The following is a 17,922-nucleotide window of genomic DNA, read 5'->3' as shown; positions in this document are numbered from 1 at the left end:
GAATGTAACAATATAAAAGATATTTAGTCATATACAAACAAACCATTAAATTAATTCATTTTGAACACCATCCTCACTTTAAATAAGCTCACCAAGCACTACGGCCCTATCAAGGCAGTACAGGAGCTCTCGTTTACTATCGAAAAAGGAAATGTCTATGGCATCCTGGGTCCCAACGGCAGCGGAAAATCAACCACCCTGGGAATGGTGCTCAATGTGGTCAATAAAACCGATGGAAATTTTCACTGGTTTGACGGAAGCGATTCCACCCACAACGCACTCAAAAAAGTGGGTGCCATCATAGAGCGACCCAATTTCTATCCCTTTATGACGGCCGCACAAAACCTGCAACTGGTGTGTAAAATCAAAGAAGTTGACACCTCCAAAATTGAAGAAAAGTTAGAACTGGTGGGTTTATTAGAACGCAAAAACAGCAAGTTCAGCACCTTTTCATTGGGAATGAAACAACGCCTGGCCATTGCCTCTGCCCTGCTCAACGACCCTGAAATATTAATCCTCGATGAGCCCACTAACGGACTGGACCCGCAGGGCATTCATCAAATCAGGGAAATCATAAAAAAAATTGCTTCGGGGGGAACCACCATATTGCTGGCATCCCACTTGCTGGATGAAGTAGAGAAAGTATGCTCGCATGTGGTGATTTTACGACAAGGTAAAAAATTGTATTCGGGTACTGTGGATGGGATGAATGCCAGTCACGGATTTTTTACCTTAAAAAGTGACAACTTAGAAAGCCTGAAAGCAGCACTGGAACAACACCCTGATTTTGCTTCGGTTAAAGAAGAAAACGGAACGCTGGTTGCCTTTTTAAAGCACCCTATGGAAGCCTCAGAAATCAACCGGTATTTGTTTGACAAAGGGGTGGTCCTCTCACATCTGGTACACCGAAAAGAAAGCCTTGAAGAGCAGTTTTTACAACTCACAAAATCCTTAAACTAACCCGCTATGAAACGCTTATTATCTATAGAACTTCACAAATTGCGCTACAACAAATCGGCGAAGGTAATCTCCATCGTCTATTTTGTGCTGATCACCTTTATTGCCCTGATTGCCTCCATCGAGTTTAGTTTTGGAAACGTCAACTTCAGGGTGGCCGATCAGGGGATTTTCAACTTTCCTTACATCTGGCATTTCAACACCTGGGTAGCGGCCATGCTCAAGCTGTTTCTCGCCATCGTGATTGTATCGATGATGTCAAATGAATACAGTTACCGCACCCTCAAACAAAACCTCATCGACGGACTGAGTAAAAGAGAGTTTGTACTCTCCAAGTTCATCACCGTGGTGGGCTTTGCGTTTGTTTCCACACTCTTTGTATTTATTGTTTCCATGGTCCTTGGCCTGATGTTTTCTGACTTTAATGAGGTAAGCATCATCTTCAGTCAAATGGAATACCTGCTGGCTTACTTTGTCAAACTGCTGGGCTTTTTCTCCTTTTGTTTGTTTTTGGGCATCCTGGTAAAACGTTCCGCTTTTGCACTGGGCTTTTTATTGATTTGGTTTATACTGGAAAGCATTGCGTTTGGTTTGATGAAATGGCAATTTTTTAAAGATACCGATATCGCCAACCACATCAGTCAGTTTTTTCCTTTGCAGGCCATGTCCAATTTAATCGTGGAACCCCTTTCGCGTCTCGGCGCCATTAAAACCGCAGCTTCACAACTGGGGGAAGGATTTGCTAAAAGCTATGATGTTTCCTGGAGCGCCTTTATAATTGTCCTGGCCTGGACCTTTATTTTTAGCTGGTTGTCGTATGTAATCCTGAAAAAAAGGGATCTATAAACCCACTTGATGAAATTATTGTTCTCAAAGAATCTGCGCTCATCTGCGCAATCAGCGGGAGAAAAAAATGGCTTAACAGGGTCAAATAAACTCCCCTTGCAGCATCACCTGAGCGATGTGGTTACTTCCGAAAGAATAGGGCAAATACCCATAAGAAGGAATGTCTTTGGTAAAGATAAAGTTCGCCACTTTTCCTTTGGCAATACTGCCGTGGGTTTGTGACAGCTCCATCGCGGCTGCCCCGTTAATAGTGGCGGCATTAATAGCTTCTTCAGGCGTTAGTTTCATTTTGATGCAGGCCGTGGCCACCACAAAATTCATATTGCCGCTGGGCGTGGAACCGGGGTTGTAATCTGTCGCCAAGGCCAGGGGTAATTGGGCATCAATCAATTCGCGTGCGGGTGTATAGGGAATGCTTAAAAAGTAAGAACAAGACGGTAAGGCCACCGGGATGGTCGCTCCTTTGGTAAGCATTTCAATGTCTTCGGGCAACAACACCTCCAGATGATCAACACTGAGCGCGCCGTGCTCCACCGCCGCCCGTATGCCGCCGATGGCCGTAAACTGATTGACGTGTAACTTTGATTTTAAACCGTATTCTTTTCCTGCCTGCATCAGTTTAATGGTTTCATCGACCGTAAAATAACCGGTTTCACAAAACACATCGATGTAGTCTGCCAGTTTTTGATCTGCTATTTGAGGCAACATCTCCTCAATTAATAAATCAATGTACTTGTCACGTTTTTTCCCATATTCAGCGGGAATGGCGTGGGCTCCCAAAAATGTTGCTTTAATGGTAACGGGGTAGTTTTCTTTTAAACGCTTGATAACGCGCAGCATTTTCAATTCTGCTTCAGTGGTCAGTCCGTAGCCGCTTTTAATTTCAATGGCACCGGTTCCCATCTGCATCACTTCTTCCAGGCGCACTGCACTTTGACGGTACAGTTCTTCTTCATCGGTTTCCTGCAGTTTTTTAGCGGAATTCAAAATACCCCCTCCCCGATTGGCAATCTCTTCATAGGTGAGTCCGTTGATACGGTCCACAAATTCCTGCTCGCGGTTTCCGGCATAGACAATATGGGTATGAGAGTCACACCAGGCGGGCAACACATGCGAAGTGGAGGCATCGGTTACCTTATCATAATCGGTCTCTGAAAGTGCGGTCATTTCGCCAAAATCGGCTATCAATCCGTCTTCAATAAGCAGGTAAGCATTTTTGATGGTGTGCAACTCTTTCATTTCACTCCCAATCAAAATAGGGTTTGAATTGATACCGATGAGCTCTTTGATGTTGGTAATTAAGTGTTTCATAGAATTAATACGTGGCGCGATAAACCGGAATGAATATACAAACTATAGCGCATTCCTGCAAAGGTAGAAATTGAAGTGAAAGAATAAAATTAATATGGGTACCAAAATTCCAAGTACCAAGTACCAAAATTCCAAGCACCAAGTACCAAATTCCAAGTACCAAATTCCAAATCTGTCACCCTGAGCCTGCCTGCCCTGAGTTTATCGAAGGGTTCACTAATTACTAGTCACTAATCACTACTTACTTATTTGGTCAACCTATATCAGGACATAACCGTGTTCACTAATTACTAGTCACTAATTACTTATTTGGTCAACCTATATCAGGAACGTACAAAGTACCAAATTCCAAGCACCAAATCTGTCACCCTGAGCCTGTCGAAGGGCAAATTCCAAATCTGTCACCCTGAGCCTGTCGAAGGGCAAATCTGTCACCCTGAGCCTGCCTGCCCTGAGTTTATCGAAGGGTTCACTAATTACTAGTCACTAATCACTACTTACTTATTTGGTCAACCTATATCAGGGATGTACACTTACTCAAACGTGGGCTGCTCAAGAGGTGATAAAACAAAAAAAGGGAGCCTCTCCTCAAAGAACTCCCTTTTTATATTCAGACTATTATTAAACCTTATTTTGATTGGTTTTCAAAATTCCAATGTGTTCAATTCGGTTGTTTTCTAATCTGTTTTCACTAGTATTGAAACTACTTCTTTTTTTGACTCTCACCGCCGGATTTATTGGTGGGCTTTGAGGTTTGATCTTTTGAAACACCGCCTTTTTTAGTTTGTGCAGCTTGTGTTTTCTGTTCGGGTTTGTTACTGTTCCCTTTTTCCTCTTTCTTATTCTTGTGTTCCATAACATTTTTTATTTAAGTAGTACTTCATTATACCGGTACAAAGATGAGCTCTTAAGCTTTATTGCTTGTTACACAAGTCCTGAACAAGTTTACATAAATTACAGATTTTCAAAATTACAGATAGACTGTGGAATGGTGGACTCCCTCCTTCTCCGCCTCAGGCGGATACGGAGGGTGAAAGGTGGACAAATGAAAAGTTAATAATGAAAAATGAAAATTGATCAACCTATTTCAGGTACGTACAACTTACATTTCTCTCTACTCTATGCTCTCTTTTCTAATTCTTAGTCTTAATACTATTTTTTGGAAACGGGTTAGCGGGTTGACGAGTTATTTCCTTTAGCCTATTCACTAGTTGCTGCTGACTCATAGGTGGGGTTCACGCAAAGTTCGCAAAAGTTATCGCAAAGAAAACGCAAAGAAGACTGTGAGTTATTGCTATAGCATATTACTGATAGCTGATAGCTGATAGCTGATAGCTGATAGCAAAATTAAAATTAACTTCATCTTTAGAGGAATGCTGGCCAGGGGGGATTTCAAAACAGGCTAACTAACGTTGATCCCACAATTCTTTACCCCGATACAGGTGGTTTGTCAAAAGTTCTTCATAGATGGCCTCCACATTGTCGCCGTTTAAAAATATCAGGTAGCCATTTTTTGAATGGGGGAAAAATAATGCCAGGGAGCTCACCCCCGGGTCTTTCCCAGTATGTAACACAGCATATTCAGTATCGCTAAAACCCGTTAAAATCTCCCATCCCAAACCAAAAAAGTCATTTTCTTTCAGGGTTACCTGATGTTTGAGCATCTCCTGAAAGAGGTTCTCTGAAAGCTCCGCACCGTTGATCACATAGGCTAAAAAGTTCCCGTAGTCTTCCACCGTCGTTAACAGGTTTGCTGCTGCGTTTGCTTCATAATATTTGTGTGTGGGGATCTTTTCACCTTGCTTATCATAGTTTTGGGCATAGCGGGTTTCATCCATGGCGGCATCCCACCAAAATCTGGTATCGGTCATTCCTGCCGGGGCAAACACCAGTTTTTCTGCCAGTTCTTCAATGCTTTTCCCGAATTTATGTTCGATTGCTTTTCTCAGGTATTCAAAGCCTTCACCCGAATACTGATAGGTGGTTCCCGGCTCAAATTCAAAAGCAAGGGTATTTGTTTTGTTCATATACCGCCAGTTTGGGAAGCCTGTCTGATGGGTTAACACCAGTTTTGGGGTCAATTTTTTATGGCGTTCATCCTGTTCAATATCAGGGTCTATCCAATGGGTATACAAAGGTTCCTCTAAACCCAGCATGCCTTTGTCGATAAGTTTTAGTGTAGTTAATGCCACAATGGGTTTGGTTAAGGATGCGACCTTGAAAATGGTATTGTAAGGTGCCGTGGTTTGCTTGTCAAGGGTTCCATAGACCTCCACCCGGGTCAGTTTTCCATTTTCTATGATGCCAAGACCCAAGGCCGGTACCTTGTGGTCTTTAAGTACCCTTTCAATATCATTTTTTGGCGTATCAACCACAGGATCGTGATGGTCATAACTTAAAACATCACTCATGATCCAAACTTCTTCCTTTAAAATCCAAACGGTAGTGAATTTTGCCGTACTTGTCCATAGGTCGGGTTTTCCTTTTTCCCTTATATAAAAGTGATGCACCCCACTTTGAATAGCACCGTAAAGGACCCCGTTGTTATAGAGTGGAAAAACGCTCAAACTGCCTGCTTCCAATTTTCTGATGGGTTTTTTATCTTGATTGGTACAAATGTATTTTTTCGTGTTTTCAAAGAATGTTTTTTTATCCTGAAGTCCGCCATGGTCGTGGTAGAATTTTAAATCTGGGGAAATATGTTTTTCGAGAAACTCCAAATCACATTGGTTAAACCCCCGCTCAAAGAACACACTGTCTTGTGCTTTTAGGGTTTTAAATAATGCTGAGTTTTTTGCTACTTGTGCCTTAACAGTTAGCATAGATGCTACTGCAATGAGTAGGCTTGCGACGAGTTGTTTGTTCATTTTAATTAGTTTCCCACAAAGATGTGGCAAGGACCCTTAACAGCCTTGAAAATTGCCCGCCAATTACCCGCCAATCCCACGACAGCAGAGGGTAAGCTTATATAAAACTGAAATTTAAACGAAAGCGCAGCTGTTGTTTTTTGTCAATTGCTGCGGCATTCCTAAGGATGATAAACACATTTGACAACACCAGTACAATCATCACGACCAAGGTAAACTCATTTCCCAATGAGAACCAATTCTTCATAAAAGCAGCCAGCATAAAAACGATGACCCCAAGGATGGTCCATAAAATTTGTACGGAAACGAGTTGCCGCGTTAGGGGGGTAAATTCTTTTTTGAGCGCCATTATCAAAAGGGGACATAAAATATTAAGTGGTGGAAAAACAGTAAAAGGCAGCGAAGAAAGATTGATGACTTTGATCAGGGGAAGGTTTACAGGGGGTGGACTCTCAGGGTCATTCACGAGTTCACGTTCTTTTACTTCAAGTGTTTTGGCCAATATTTTGAGCGTTTGTCCTTTGGGATCGGTTCCTGCTTCAATGCGCTGCAAGGTTCTTACGGAAATACCGGACAAATCAGCCAGTTCTTCCTGGGTCAAATTGCGTTGTTCCCTGATTCTTTTAAGTGTATTCATCTTTGGTTTAATGAGCGAGAAGCTCTGGGTTCCTTCAAAACAAATATAGTATTAATCAAAAAAAATACGTTCAATAAGAATCCCTTTTTTAAGGTTTCCGGTATTGAAACAATGACGGTCAACAAAGCGCCCTTTTTATGAATAAAATACGTCTCACTGCTTCCAATAAGTCTTTTTAAAATAAAAAAAACCGTTGTTTTGTGCTTTATCAATCAATTAAAACAAACAACAATGAATTTTAAAAAGTATTTTATCGTATGCAGTCTGATTGCATTCAGTTTTCAAATCAATGCACAGGAATTTGGCTGGGGCGGCAGCTTTGGTGGGAATGGTGAAGATGTTATTAAAGCCACTCATGTCGATTCAGAGGGCAACGTTTACACCACCGGTTATTTTACTGATACGGCCAATTTTGACATCAACGGCAGCTTCGAACTCACATCAAATGGTTTTTATGATGCCTTTGTTCAAAAGACAGATTCTCAAGGGAATTTTCTTTGGGCAAAAAATTTCGGCTCAGAAATGTTTGAACATGGAGGTGCCATCACCGCTGATGATGCAGGCAATGTTTACATCACAGGAAATTATGAAGGCACAGTAGACTTTGACCCTGAAGGGGCCGGCTTCGAGATTACCTCTGCCGGGGCTCAGGATATTTTTATCTTAAAACTGGACAGCAACGGTGATTTTGTGTGGGCCAAGAGTGTGGGAGGTGTTGATTTTGAAGAAGCCCTGTCCATTGTATACAGCCCCAACGGACAAGTGATCCTCTCAGGCTTCTTTTATGAACCCATTGACCTCGATCCGGGTGTGGACGAATTCATTATGACCAGTGAGGGATTGAGTGATACCTTCATTCTGCGATTGGATGAGGACGGTGACTTTATTTCAGCACAGCAATATGGCGGGACCGGTATGGACCTGGCCATTGATATGACAGTCAATGCAGCCGGAGACCTCTTTATCACGGGTTACTTTACCGATGCAGCCGACATGGATCCGGATGCCGTGGAGGAATACATCCTGACGGCAACCGGAAGTGGATTTGCGGGATATGTGCTCCATTTAAACAATGCCGGCGAATTTGTAAAAGCGGGCATCACCCACGGGGGAGAAACGTTCAATAATGGTATTGCCGTTGACCAAATGGACAATATCTATGTTTCAGGATACTTTTCAGGAACTGTAAACTTTAACCACGACCCCAATGGAACTCCCATAAATTATACCTCTGCCACCCAATACAACGGCTTTGTCATGAAAGTAGACCCCTTTGGGAATGTGGCCTGGGCCAAACACCTGGAATGCAACGATTTCCTTATGGGCTATGATGTGGATGTAACCGGGGAAGGAGAGGTAGTATCCGTGGGCTTCTTTACTGATACTGCCGATTTTGACCCTTCTTCCGGCGAATTCTCATTGACCCATCAGTCCGGGAACGCCACCGATGCGTACCTGAGCATACTGGATACAGACGGAAACTTTATCAATGCCTTTCAATTTGGAGGCGTCAACTTTATGGATGCCAACAGTGTGGGGGTCGATGCCCAAAACAACATCTATACCGCGGCCCATTTTGAAACTACCGTGGATCTCAATCCCCTTCCCGATGACGAACTTCCAACTGTAGCTGTAGACTTTAGGGACAATTACATCATTAAACTGCTTAATGGCTCCCTTTCAAACCCCGATGTGACGGGTCCGCAGCTAAGTGTATATCCCAACCCTGCCAGTGATAAGGTCTATGTTAAAGGCTTAAGCCGGGAAATTGCTCAGGAATATCAACTAACTGATGTCAAAGGGCGTTTGCTGCGTTCCGGTAGTATGGGTCCCGACCAATCCATTGATGTAAGCACACTGGAAACAGGTTTGTATTTTATTAAAGTAGCTGAATCAAACCCTGTTAAGTTGCTGATACGTTAGTCAGCACCTCAAAAAAAATCAATTCTTGTAAATCTACAAATTATGTGCTAATTTTCGCACTATGGAAAACTGGCGCATGTTTGTAGATTTTTTAATGATTTCAGGAATGGCTTTGCTCTTCCTGATCAGTGTGTTTCTGTTGAAATCAAAAACCGATTTTTCAAAAAAAATACTGATCCTTTTCTTTATCAATGCCTTTTTCTTCCTGCTGTATTATTATGCCTTCATTCACCGGGCAAAAATACTGGGGGGCATCGCCTTCCTGTTTGGCAACGGTACAGGCTACCTCCTGGGCCCTGCCCTGCTCTTCTACCTGAAAGCACTCGTTCAGCCCAAAAGAAAAACACTCAAGCCTTTTGTAAAACACCTCATACCCTTTGCAGCTTCCTTTGTGCTGATTTCTATTCCCGTCGCTTACAGTATTTTCTCTGAAGAAACAACCGCCTATGGAAAAGCCTATGCCGGTATCGCCGATTATTTAAACCTGGTTGAGAACACCTTTTTTATTGTGTACATTCTACTGTCACTAAGGCTACTCAAACGCATACAGAAAGCCTGTGAAAACCACTACTCCTCCCTGGAAAAAAACAACCTAAACTGGTTTGGTGTGCTGGTCATTGGACTGCTTTCTATCATTGTGCTGGACAGCCTGTTTTCCATATACGAATTGTTTGCACCGGTCTATTCCTGGAACATCGGGACCATCATCGCTTTTACATTCATCGCCCTCTACTCCATTTTAGGATACAAAGGAATGTTTCAGGCCAAAATCCTGCTGCCCGATTTTCTGGCATCCGAACCCGAAGCAAGTACGGCAGCCTCTTTTTTGGAATCAGACTCCAAAAAAGCCTATACGGGTAGGTTGGATGGACTGCCTGATACTGAAATTGACCAACTCATTCAAAAATTACAAACCATCCTGGAACAAAAAAAGCCCTATTTGAGTGACTCCCTGAGCTTAACCGAACTGGCTGACGAAATGGGAATCAACAATAAAGAACTCTCAGAATTACTCAACAAACACCTCAACACCAGTTTTTACAACCTCATCAATACCTGCCGTGTAAACGAATTCAAACAGAAAATCACCCAAAGCGAAAATGAAAAATACACCCTCATCGCCTTGGCCTATGAATGCGGCTTTCCCTCCAAAGCCAGCTTCAACAGGGTCTTCAAACAACAAACCGGCATGGCTCCCTCAAAATATAAAAACCTGCATCAAAACCTTTCAGACAAAAAAGTTAAGCTGAGTTAAGTGGTGGACTGGTTTAATAGTAATTGGTGATTAGTGACTGGTTTTTTACAACACTCCCCCCCTAATTACTAATCACTATTTACTAATCACTTATATGATCAACCTATATCAGGGATGTACAAAGTACCAAATTCCAAGCTCCAAATTCCAAATCTGTCACCCTGAGCCTGCCTGCCCTGAGTTTATCGAAGGATTCACTAATTACTAGTCACTAATCACTACTTACTTATTTGGTCAACTCTAATCAGGGAAGTTCAGTATTAAATAAAAAAGCTTATCTTGTTTTTTTTTAACTTCTCTAAAAAATATTCCATACAACACTAAATGTAATATTAAATAATACTTTTATAAAATTTTACTTGCAAGAATGTATACAACAAAAAGGGTTACATTTTGACGCATTAACTCCAAATATCAAAGTATGAAACAATCTCCAAAACTAGCTGAAGGCAGCACTTTTCCTTTTCCATATCAAAGTCCCGGTAGGTTAATGAAATTGAAGAATAGAACTAGAGCCAAAAAAAACATTCTGCTCTTACTTTCATTCTTAATTATTATCATAAATGGAATGCTGGATGTACATGCACAATCTGTAAATGTGAGATTGTCAGATCAGCAATATGTATCAAAAAATTGGGATAACACAAAAGGTTTACCTGTAAATGCCATTTACAGTATATTAAAAGATGAAACCGGTTTTCTCTGGGCAGCAACTGAAGAAGGTCTTGTTCGGCTTGATGGTAGAAATTTTACCATTTTTAATCAAGAGAATGTCTCGGAAATTGTATCCCCATATTTTTATGACCTTGCTGTATCCTCCTCGGGAGGGATATGGGCAGCCAATGCAAATTCAATTGTGCACGCCTTCAAAAATAAAATAGAGGTATTTGATGCGAGAGAGTTTGTTCAGGGATCATGGATTACCAGTATATCAGAAGATGATCAAGGAAATGTGTGGGCCGGTACTCAAAATGGGAATCTACTTATTTTGATGAATGGTGAAGTACTAGAGGTGAAAGCTTGGAGTAGAAAAGGAAAAGGTTCCGTAATGACTTTGAATCGAGTTTCGGATGGTTTACTGATCGGTACCCAAACCGGCCTTCATAAATATTATTTCGAATCTGGTGATATTGTGGAAATTCCTGAGTTCTCTGGATTTGAAATCAGGACTGCTACAGAATCCAAAACAGGAGAAATTTGGGCTGGCACCATAAATAGTGGTATTCTTCATCAGCTTCAGGACTCATTAATCGTAATCGATAAATCAAATGGTTTGGTCGACAATCGGGTAAATGTATTACAGTTAGCTGATGACGGGCGTATCTGGGCCGGAATGGGTACGGGCGGTGTACAAATAATTACCAGAAATGAAATTGTAACACTCAGAGAAATAGAATTTAGCTACAATGAAGTAAATGATATTTATATTTCTAAATCCGGAAATATTTGGTTATCTGCCACGGGCTATGGCATCATACAGATGATTCCGGCAGATATAAAAATGTTGAGAGAGGAAGACGGCCTTTCCTATGAGGTAACACTCGCCATTTATCAAGATCGTAACGGTGTAATATGGACAGGTACCGCAGGTGCAGGAGTAAACAGAATTGAAAATGGAGAGATAACTCATATTACTCCTGAAGCAGGTATGAAAACGGGTGTGGTTTTGGGTATTTATGGAGTGGATGATTATATATATTTCGCAACCGGCAATGGATTATATCGGTATAATCCACTTGTTAAGAAGATTGATCGAACATTTACAACTGATGATGGTCTTGCAAGCAATATTGTACAAGCTATTTATCAGGATAGTCTTGGTATTGTATGGGTTACATCAAGAGGTGGAGGTATTCACAGGCTGCATAATCATGCCGAGTTGGAAAGAATAGAAGTCCCTGATTTATTTAAGAATGCAGAATTTATCACCATTCTTGAAGACAGTAGCGGTAACATGTGGTTCAGTACAACATCAGTTGGAATTCTAAAACTGGACAGAAATGATAATGCAACTGGTTATTCTATGTACGATGGACAATCATCCGAAAGGGTATTGAGCCTCTATGAGGATCCTGAAGGTTCAATCTGGGCCGGTACAAATGAAGGGCTCTTAGTATTAATAGATAATCAGTTCAAGTTGTTTAATCGAAGCCATGGCTTGCAATTCAATGGAATATTCAGAATGATTGAAGACAATCACGGTTACCTATGGGCAAGCGGTAATTTTGGAATTCAGAGAATGAACGTAGACGATCTGCTGGCAATAAAACATGATCAAACGAATGAAAAAAGAATCAAAGCAAGATTGCTCGATATTTCTGATGGAATGGCTAATCGTGAGGCAAACGGAGGAGTATTTCCGGCCGGCTGGCAGATGGATAATGGAGAGATTTGGTTCCCAACTATTCAAGGAATCGCAAAAATAAACCCTTCATTGTTTAATGAAACTCAAAAAGAAAATGAAGTACATATTTTATCGATGCGTTTTGGTGAAAATGAGTTTAGTGATTTAGAAAATATAGCAATACCCCCCGGTGTTCATAATTTAGAGATTCACTTTGTGAGCTTTGATTACAAAAAACCTCACACAATAAACTATAAATATAGGGTGAATGAACTGAGTGATGAATGGCAATCTGTCGGAAACAGAAGTGTAGCATACTTTACTTTTTTAAATCCGGGGAGTTATACATTTGAAGTTAAAGCGGAACAGTTTGGTATAGAATCTGAAATTGCATCCGTTTCTTTTGATGTTGAACCTTTTTTTTACCAAACCTGGTGGTTTACTGCCTTACTCTTGACAGGATTGTTTATGGCCGGTTATTTTGTTCGTCTTTTTTACTCAAAGTCACAGAAGGGCAAAGAACTAAAGAAGGAAGTAGATGAAAAAACAAAGGAGTTACAAGAGAGAAATCAAACACTTGAGGTTTTACTCAAAGACCTGAAGCGTTCCAATGAAGAGTTGGAGCAATTTGCCTTTATCAGCTCGCATGATTTGCAGGAGCCCCTGCGGATGATTTCCAGCTTTATGGACAAATTGAGACTGAAATATGTTGATCAGTTGGATGATAAGGCACTCCAATATATTCATTTCGCCTCAGATGGAGCAAAAAGAATGAAACAAATCATTTTAGATTTACTGCTATATTCCCGCGCAAATAAGCCTTCAGAAGTTTTAGAAGTAGTAAATTTAAATGATATATTGTCAGATTTCAAGCAACTAAGAGATAAACTTATTAAAGAAAAAAATGCTATAATTGAATATGAACAACTACCTGAAATTAACACACACAAAGCGCCCATAACACAAATCTTTCATTCAATTTTGGATAATGCATTGAAATATTCAAAAAAAGATAGAACTCCCGTTATAAAAATCACAGCAGTTGAAAAGGATAAAGAATGGGAATTTGCTATAGGAGATAATGGCATAGGTATAGATCCTCAATTTTATGATAAAATATTTATTATCTTTCAACGCCTGCATAATAGAGAGGCTTATGATGGGACAGGTATCGGTTTGTCAGTAGCAAAAAGAAGTGTTGAGTTTTTAGGAGGAAGAATTTGGTTAAATTCTAAACTAGGCGAAGGCACAACGTTTTATTTTACAATTTCAAAAACGAACATAGCCGAAAATGAACAAGTTATTACTGCAAAAGGATATTCAGTAACAGCAAAAAAGGAACGTTAAAATGGAGATCACATTAAAGTCTACCTTATTCAGGCATGCTCATCGTGTTCACTAATTACTAGTCACTAATCACTACTTACTTATTTGGTCAACCTATATCAGGGATGTACAACGTACAAAGTACCAAATTCCAAGTACCAAATTCCAAGTACCAAATCCCAAGCACCAAATTCCAAGCACCAAATCCCAAGCACCAAATCTGTCACCCTGAGCCTGCCGAAGGGCAAATTCCAAATCTGTCACCCTGAGCCTGCCTGCCCTGAGTTTATCGAAGGGTCGAAGGGCAAATCTGTCACCCTGAGCTTGCCTGCCCTGAGTTTATCGAAGGGTCGAAGGGCAAATTCTAAATCTGTCACCCTGAGCTTGCCTGCCCTGAGTTTATCGAAGGGTTCACTAATTACTAGTCACTAATCACTACTTACTTATTTGGTCAACCTATATCAGGGATGTAAAAAGTACCAAATTCCAAGCACCAAATCTGTCACCCTGAGCCTGTCGAAGGGCAAATCTGTCACCCTGAGCCTGCCTGCCCTGAGTTTATCGAAGGGTCGAAGGGCAAATCTGTCACCCTGAGCCTGCCTGCCCTGAGTTTATCGAAGGGTTCACTAATTACTAGTCACTAATCACTACTTACTAATCACTAATCACTACTTACTTATATGGTCAACCTATATCAGGGACGTACACCGTATTAAACACGAAGTCCTTTTAAAACAGTGGGTAATAAGTCAGCTTCTGTTAATGGATCATCGTTTCACGCACAAACCGTCAACAAGGCTATTGACCAAATAAAATTACGATTGCACAAAGCTCAGAAGGAACATGTAGATGAAAACAAATTTGAAACAATCGTAATAATTAATTAAACTGAAATCCCTACTTTTGTCTTGAATGCATAAACACCAAAACATAAAGGCACTCTTTTTCCTGGTCATTTTCAGTATGTTACTGTTACACCAGGTAGTACCCCATTGGCATCATCAGCATCAAGAAGAACATCAGCATAGTGAAGTAGCACATTCACACAATCACAAGCACCATCACGAAAAACCCGAAAAAGACAATTCTAAAAATGGCTTTTTTGACTGGTTTACCGATATGCACATTCATACCAATGTTACAACCGATGTGCTGGTATTGAGACAAGAAACTGCTAAAAAGATTACCCTAGAAAAGGGAGCTGTAAAAACGCTGCTTGCTGAAATTGTTGAGCTTACAACCTTAGAAGAAGAGACCTTTATCGAAAACGGATATCATCCTCCTGATAATCTTCAAAACACCTATTTCCCCAATTGTTCCCTTCGGGGTCCGCCAAGTTTAGGTTAATAAGGTATACAGGGTTTTTGTCAGTAGAGACAAAAATGACCCTGTTATTCTATTTTAATAAACCTAAAACAACATCATTATGAACATAAAATCAGTATGCGCTTTAGTCGTATGCCTGTTTGTTGGTAAAGTCTTTTCTCAAACTACAACAATTGACGAATTACTGAACCAAATAGAACAGAATAATACAGAACTAAAAGCCTATCAACAATTTATTGATGGGCAAAACCTGCAAAATATAAGCGGGAATAATTTACCAAATCCTCAGCTTTCGGGTTACTATTTGCCATTTGGCGATCACCAAAGCGGCGATTATACCGAGTTTGAAATTTCACAAGCGTTTGAATTTCCAACCGTGTATGTAGCCCGCAGTAAATGGAATACCCTAAAAAAAGATCAGCTACAGGCCCAATTCACCAAAAAAAGACAGGAAGTACTCTTAAAAGCAAAACAGGGTTTCATCAATCTTTATATACTTCAAAAGAAAAAAGACATTGAAGATGATAGAAAGCTGCAAAGCCAACAAGTGTATGAGCAAATGCAAGAACTGTTTAAGAAGGAGCAAGTAGGCATTTTGGACCTCAACAAAGCAAAAGTAGCCTGGATACAAGATCAGTTTGTCGTAGAACAACTACAGGCAGACATCCAAAACCAAATAACGGTGCTGCAAAATTTAAACGGCGGACAATTGCTTGAGTTAAACAAGCTGCGAGTAGAAATGCCTTTTGAACTGCAATCGGTTGAAACCCTTTGGAATGAAAAATTGGCTAAAGACCCCAAACTTTTGGAATTACATGCCAATGAAGCTACAGCACTACAAAACGTAAAACTCGAAAAAAATAAGCGATTGCCCAACATCGATTTGGGTTACAATTACCAAGGGGTAAACGGCAATAATCATTCAGGAATCTACGGCGGTTTGTCCATTCCTCTTTGGAACAGTAAAAACAAAGTAAAAGCAGCACAGGCAAATTATGAATACCAACAATCGGACTCGCAAGTAGCTAAACAACATTTGTATGCAGAGCTACTGCAGCAATATAATCAATATCAAGTGTTGCTGGACAAATACACCGAATATCAAAATACCATAGAAAACCTAAACAGCGAAGAGTTGCTTTTTAAAGCCTATAGTTTGGGCGAATATTCCTTTTTGGAATACTATATGGAAGTGCAGTTTTATCGGGATGCCACCGGCAAAATGCTGCAAATGGAAAAAGAATTACAGCTTTTACAAGCACAATTATTAATACATCAATTATAACAATTTAAAAACCTAAGACAATGAAATCAAAGATTCACGAACACCTTAAAACAAATAAACTCATTATGAGTAAAACAGTATCAAAACTTTTAATGGCATTTATGGTAATCATAGCGATAAACCTTACCGGATGCCGGGACACAAAAAAAGAACAAACACAAGATGACCACGGTCACTCACACGATGAAGGATCTGACCACTCACACGAGCACGAAGAAGTAAAACAAGAAGAATTTACCATGGGTAAGGATTCCATTAAATCTGAAGAGAACACACACACACACGATAACGGCGAAGAACACCAAGACCACTAAAAAAGAACAAATGAAGACCTATTTAATAATTGTGCTTGCCTTTATGGCAATAGCTTGTAAACAAAATAATGAAGATAACCACGCTCATAATCCTGACGGCAGTCACGTGGGCGATGAAATTCCACGCTTAGATTATACCATTTGGACAGACAAAACCGAATTGTTTGTTGAATTCCCCGTACTTATTGTGGGGCAACCCGGCAAGTTTGCAGCCCATTTTACAGAAATGGACAAGCACCAGCCCGTGCGCGAAGGTTCGGTTACGGTGAGTTTAATTAAAGGTGATAAAGGCATTCGTGCCACTGCAGAAGCTCCATCATCACCGGGCATATTTTCACCCATCATCCAGCCAAAAGAAGCAGGATTGCAACAATTGGTATTCCACCTTTCTACCCCACAATACTCTGACAAAATTGTGATTGAACAGGTGATGGTCTATGCCAGTCTGGAGGAAGCCAAAAAAGCAATGGGAGAAGCCGGTGAAGATGGCTCCATTTCCTTTTTAAAAGAACAGGCTTGGAAGATTGAGTTTCAAACCGCACCGGTGGTTAAAGGCGAAATTTTCGATGTTATTAAAACCTCCGGTGTGTGGCAACCGGCACAGGGTTCTGTAAAAACACTGGTAGCTACGGCCAATGGTGCCATAAATTTTGCCGCTACAAACCTCACAGAAGGAACAGAAGTAAAACAAGGCCAATTGCTGATGAATGTTAGCAGTCAAGGCTTGGCAAACAATAATTTAAGTGCAGATGTCGCCAAAGCCAAAGCAAATTTTGACCAAGCCACATCAGAGTACAACAGAAAGAAAGAACTCTACGAAAGCAAAATCATTCCAAAATCCGAATTTGAAAAAGTGGAGAGCAACTACACCATTGCAAAATCGCAGTATCAATCCATTGCATCGGGTGTTTCGGGTGGCAGTAAACAAATACGGGCACCGTTTGATGGTTTTATAAGAACAATCAATGTGGCCAATGGCGACTATGTAAATCAAGGTGCTGTTTTGATTAGTGTAGCAACTGAAGAATCCAAAGTGCTAAAATCACAAATAGCACCAACGTATGGATTAACGATGCAAAACATTAAAAACGTTTGGTATCAAACCGAAAAAGGCGATTGGAAAAGCATTTCAGATTCAGAAGGTGAAATACTATCCATATCAAAAGATGTAGAACGCAACAGTCCGTTAATTTCGGTATACGCTAAAGTTAACGATGCTATAAACTTACCCGATGGCAGTTTAACCCAAGTACAAATAGCAATGGGTGATGCAGAACAAGCAACCCTAGTGCCCCAATCTGCTTTATTGGAAGATTATGGCAACTATTCGGTGATGCTGCAACTCTCTGGTGAAAGTTTTGAAAGACGCCCCATTTCTATTGGTAAACGCAATGGTAAAAACGTGGAGGTCCTTAAAGGTTTACAGCTCGGCGATGTCGTCGTAACCACAGGAGCATACCAAGTAAAAATGGCTTCTATGTCGGGCTCAACACCCGCTCACGGACACGAACACTGATGAAATTTTGAATTT

Annotated in this window: 13 protein-coding genes; 9 read left to right on the top strand and 4 right to left on the bottom strand. The window is 40.6% G+C overall.

Annotated elements, in window-relative coordinates:
- Window positions 1-60 precede the first annotated feature (60 nt).
- Together IEV69_RS10405 and IEV69_RS10400 are read left to right on the top strand one after the other, a co-directional pair.
- Complete coding sequence (locus IEV69_RS10405) at window positions 61-960, top strand: ABC transporter ATP-binding protein (protein ID WP_188442194.1); 900 nt, start codon at window positions 61-63, stop codon at window positions 958-960.
- A 6-nt stretch (window positions 961-966) separates the two neighbouring features.
- A complete protein-coding gene (locus tag IEV69_RS10400) occupies window positions 967-1,803 on the top strand; it encodes an ABC transporter permease (RefSeq protein WP_188442192.1) in 837 nt (278 codons plus the stop codon).
- 81 nt (window positions 1,804-1,884) lie between these two features.
- On the opposite strand, the gene hutI is transcribed toward IEV69_RS10400, so the two are convergent.
- The 4 genes from hutI to IEV69_RS10380 all read right to left on the bottom strand — a co-directional run bounded on the left by hutI (window position 1,885) and on the right by IEV69_RS10380 (window position 6,618).
- Window positions 1,885-3,114: an imidazolonepropionase gene (gene hutI, locus IEV69_RS10395; protein WP_188442190.1), complete on the bottom strand. Its 1,230-nt coding sequence runs from the start codon at window positions 3,112-3,114 to the stop codon at window positions 1,885-1,887.
- A 703-nt stretch (window positions 3,115-3,817) separates the two neighbouring features.
- The gene (locus IEV69_RS10390; protein ID WP_188442188.1) at window positions 3,818-3,970 is read right to left on the bottom strand and encodes a hypothetical protein; all 153 of its coding nucleotides are present in this window, start codon (window positions 3,968-3,970) and stop codon (window positions 3,818-3,820) included.
- A gap of 550 nt (window positions 3,971-4,520) precedes the next feature.
- Entirely contained in the window at window positions 4,521-5,981 is a 1,461-nt protein-coding gene (locus tag IEV69_RS10385) for a serine hydrolase domain-containing protein (RefSeq protein WP_188442186.1), read from the bottom strand.
- A gap of 97 nt (window positions 5,982-6,078) precedes the next feature.
- Window positions 6,079-6,618, bottom strand: a complete 540-nt coding sequence (locus IEV69_RS10380; RefSeq protein ID WP_188442185.1) for a helix-turn-helix domain-containing protein — start codon at window positions 6,616-6,618, stop codon at window positions 6,079-6,081.
- Window positions 6,619-6,849: 231 nt separating this feature from the next.
- On the opposite strand from IEV69_RS10380, the gene IEV69_RS10375 reads away from it, so the two are divergent.
- The 7 genes from IEV69_RS10375 to IEV69_RS10345 all read left to right on the top strand — a co-directional run bounded on the left by IEV69_RS10375 (window position 6,850) and on the right by IEV69_RS10345 (window position 17,907).
- Window positions 6,850-8,541 carry a T9SS type A sorting domain-containing protein gene (locus tag IEV69_RS10375; RefSeq protein ID WP_188442183.1) on the top strand — a complete coding sequence of 564 codons (1,692 nt, stop codon included), beginning with the start codon at window positions 6,850-6,852 and terminating at the stop codon, window positions 8,539-8,541.
- 61 nt (window positions 8,542-8,602) lie between these two features.
- Window positions 8,603-9,796, top strand: a complete 1,194-nt coding sequence (locus tag IEV69_RS10370; RefSeq protein ID WP_188442181.1) for a helix-turn-helix domain-containing protein — start codon at window positions 8,603-8,605, stop codon at window positions 9,794-9,796.
- 421 nt (window positions 9,797-10,217) lie between these two features.
- Window positions 10,218-13,487 (top strand): two-component regulator propeller domain-containing protein, encoded by a 3,270-nt coding sequence (locus IEV69_RS10365; RefSeq protein WP_188442179.1) that lies wholly within the window; start codon window positions 10,218-10,220, stop codon window positions 13,485-13,487.
- Between the two features lie 891 nt (window positions 13,488-14,378).
- The gene (locus tag IEV69_RS10360) at window positions 14,379-14,813 is read left to right on the top strand and encodes a DUF6769 family protein (RefSeq protein ID WP_188442177.1); all 435 of its coding nucleotides are present in this window, start codon (window positions 14,379-14,381) and stop codon (window positions 14,811-14,813) included.
- Window positions 14,814-14,892: 79 nt separating this feature from the next.
- On the top strand, window positions 14,893-16,077 hold the full coding sequence (locus tag IEV69_RS10355) for a TolC family protein (RefSeq protein WP_188442176.1): 1,185 nt from the start codon (window positions 14,893-14,895) through the stop codon (window positions 16,075-16,077).
- A 20-nt stretch (window positions 16,078-16,097) separates the two neighbouring features.
- Window positions 16,098-16,391: a hypothetical protein gene (locus IEV69_RS10350; RefSeq protein ID WP_229741429.1), complete on the top strand. Its 294-nt coding sequence runs from the start codon at window positions 16,098-16,100 to the stop codon at window positions 16,389-16,391.
- A 10-nt stretch (window positions 16,392-16,401) separates the two neighbouring features.
- Window positions 16,402-17,907: an efflux RND transporter periplasmic adaptor subunit gene (locus tag IEV69_RS10345; RefSeq protein ID WP_188442174.1), complete on the top strand. Its 1,506-nt coding sequence runs from the start codon at window positions 16,402-16,404 to the stop codon at window positions 17,905-17,907.
- The last annotated feature ends 15 nt before the right edge of the window (window positions 17,908-17,922 follow it).

It is taken from the genome of Planktosalinus lacus, from assembly GCF_014640155.1.
In the GTDB taxonomy this organism is placed as follows: Bacteria; Bacteroidota; Bacteroidia; order Flavobacteriales; family Flavobacteriaceae; genus Planktosalinus; species Planktosalinus lacus.
The sequence above is the reverse complement of the archived record's forward strand: the minus strand, read 5'-3'. Positions and strand labels throughout refer to the sequence as shown.

What these genes read in the sequence shown, in the direction of transcription:
- IEV69_RS10400 (WP_188442192.1), top strand. Translation starts at nt 967, where the DNA reads ATGAAACGCTTATTATCTATAGAACTTCACAAATTGCGCTACAACAAA.
- hutI (WP_188442190.1), bottom strand. Translation starts at nt 3,114, where the DNA reads ATGAAACACTTAATTACCAACATCAAAGAGCTCATCGGTATCAATTCA.
- IEV69_RS10390 (WP_188442188.1), bottom strand. Translation starts at nt 3,970, where the DNA reads ATGGAACACAAGAATAAGAAAGAGGAAAAAGGGAACAGTAACAAACCC.
- IEV69_RS10385 (WP_188442186.1), bottom strand. Translation starts at nt 5,981, where the DNA reads ATGAACAAACAACTCGTCGCAAGCCTACTCATTGCAGTAGCATCTATG.
- IEV69_RS10380 (WP_188442185.1), bottom strand. Translation starts at nt 6,618, where the DNA reads ATGAATACACTTAAAAGAATCAGGGAACAACGCAATTTGACCCAGGAA.
- IEV69_RS10375 (WP_188442183.1), top strand. Translation starts at nt 6,850, where the DNA reads ATGAATTTTAAAAAGTATTTTATCGTATGCAGTCTGATTGCATTCAGT.
- IEV69_RS10370 (WP_188442181.1), top strand. Translation starts at nt 8,603, where the DNA reads ATGGAAAACTGGCGCATGTTTGTAGATTTTTTAATGATTTCAGGAATG.
- IEV69_RS10365 (WP_188442179.1), top strand. Translation starts at nt 10,218, where the DNA reads ATGAAACAATCTCCAAAACTAGCTGAAGGCAGCACTTTTCCTTTTCCA.
- IEV69_RS10360 (WP_188442177.1), top strand. Translation starts at nt 14,379, where the DNA reads ATGCATAAACACCAAAACATAAAGGCACTCTTTTTCCTGGTCATTTTC.
- IEV69_RS10355 (WP_188442176.1), top strand. Translation starts at nt 14,893, where the DNA reads ATGAACATAAAATCAGTATGCGCTTTAGTCGTATGCCTGTTTGTTGGT.
- IEV69_RS10350 (WP_229741429.1), top strand. Translation starts at nt 16,098, where the DNA reads ATGAAATCAAAGATTCACGAACACCTTAAAACAAATAAACTCATTATG.
- IEV69_RS10345 (WP_188442174.1), top strand. Translation starts at nt 16,402, where the DNA reads ATGAAGACCTATTTAATAATTGTGCTTGCCTTTATGGCAATAGCTTGT.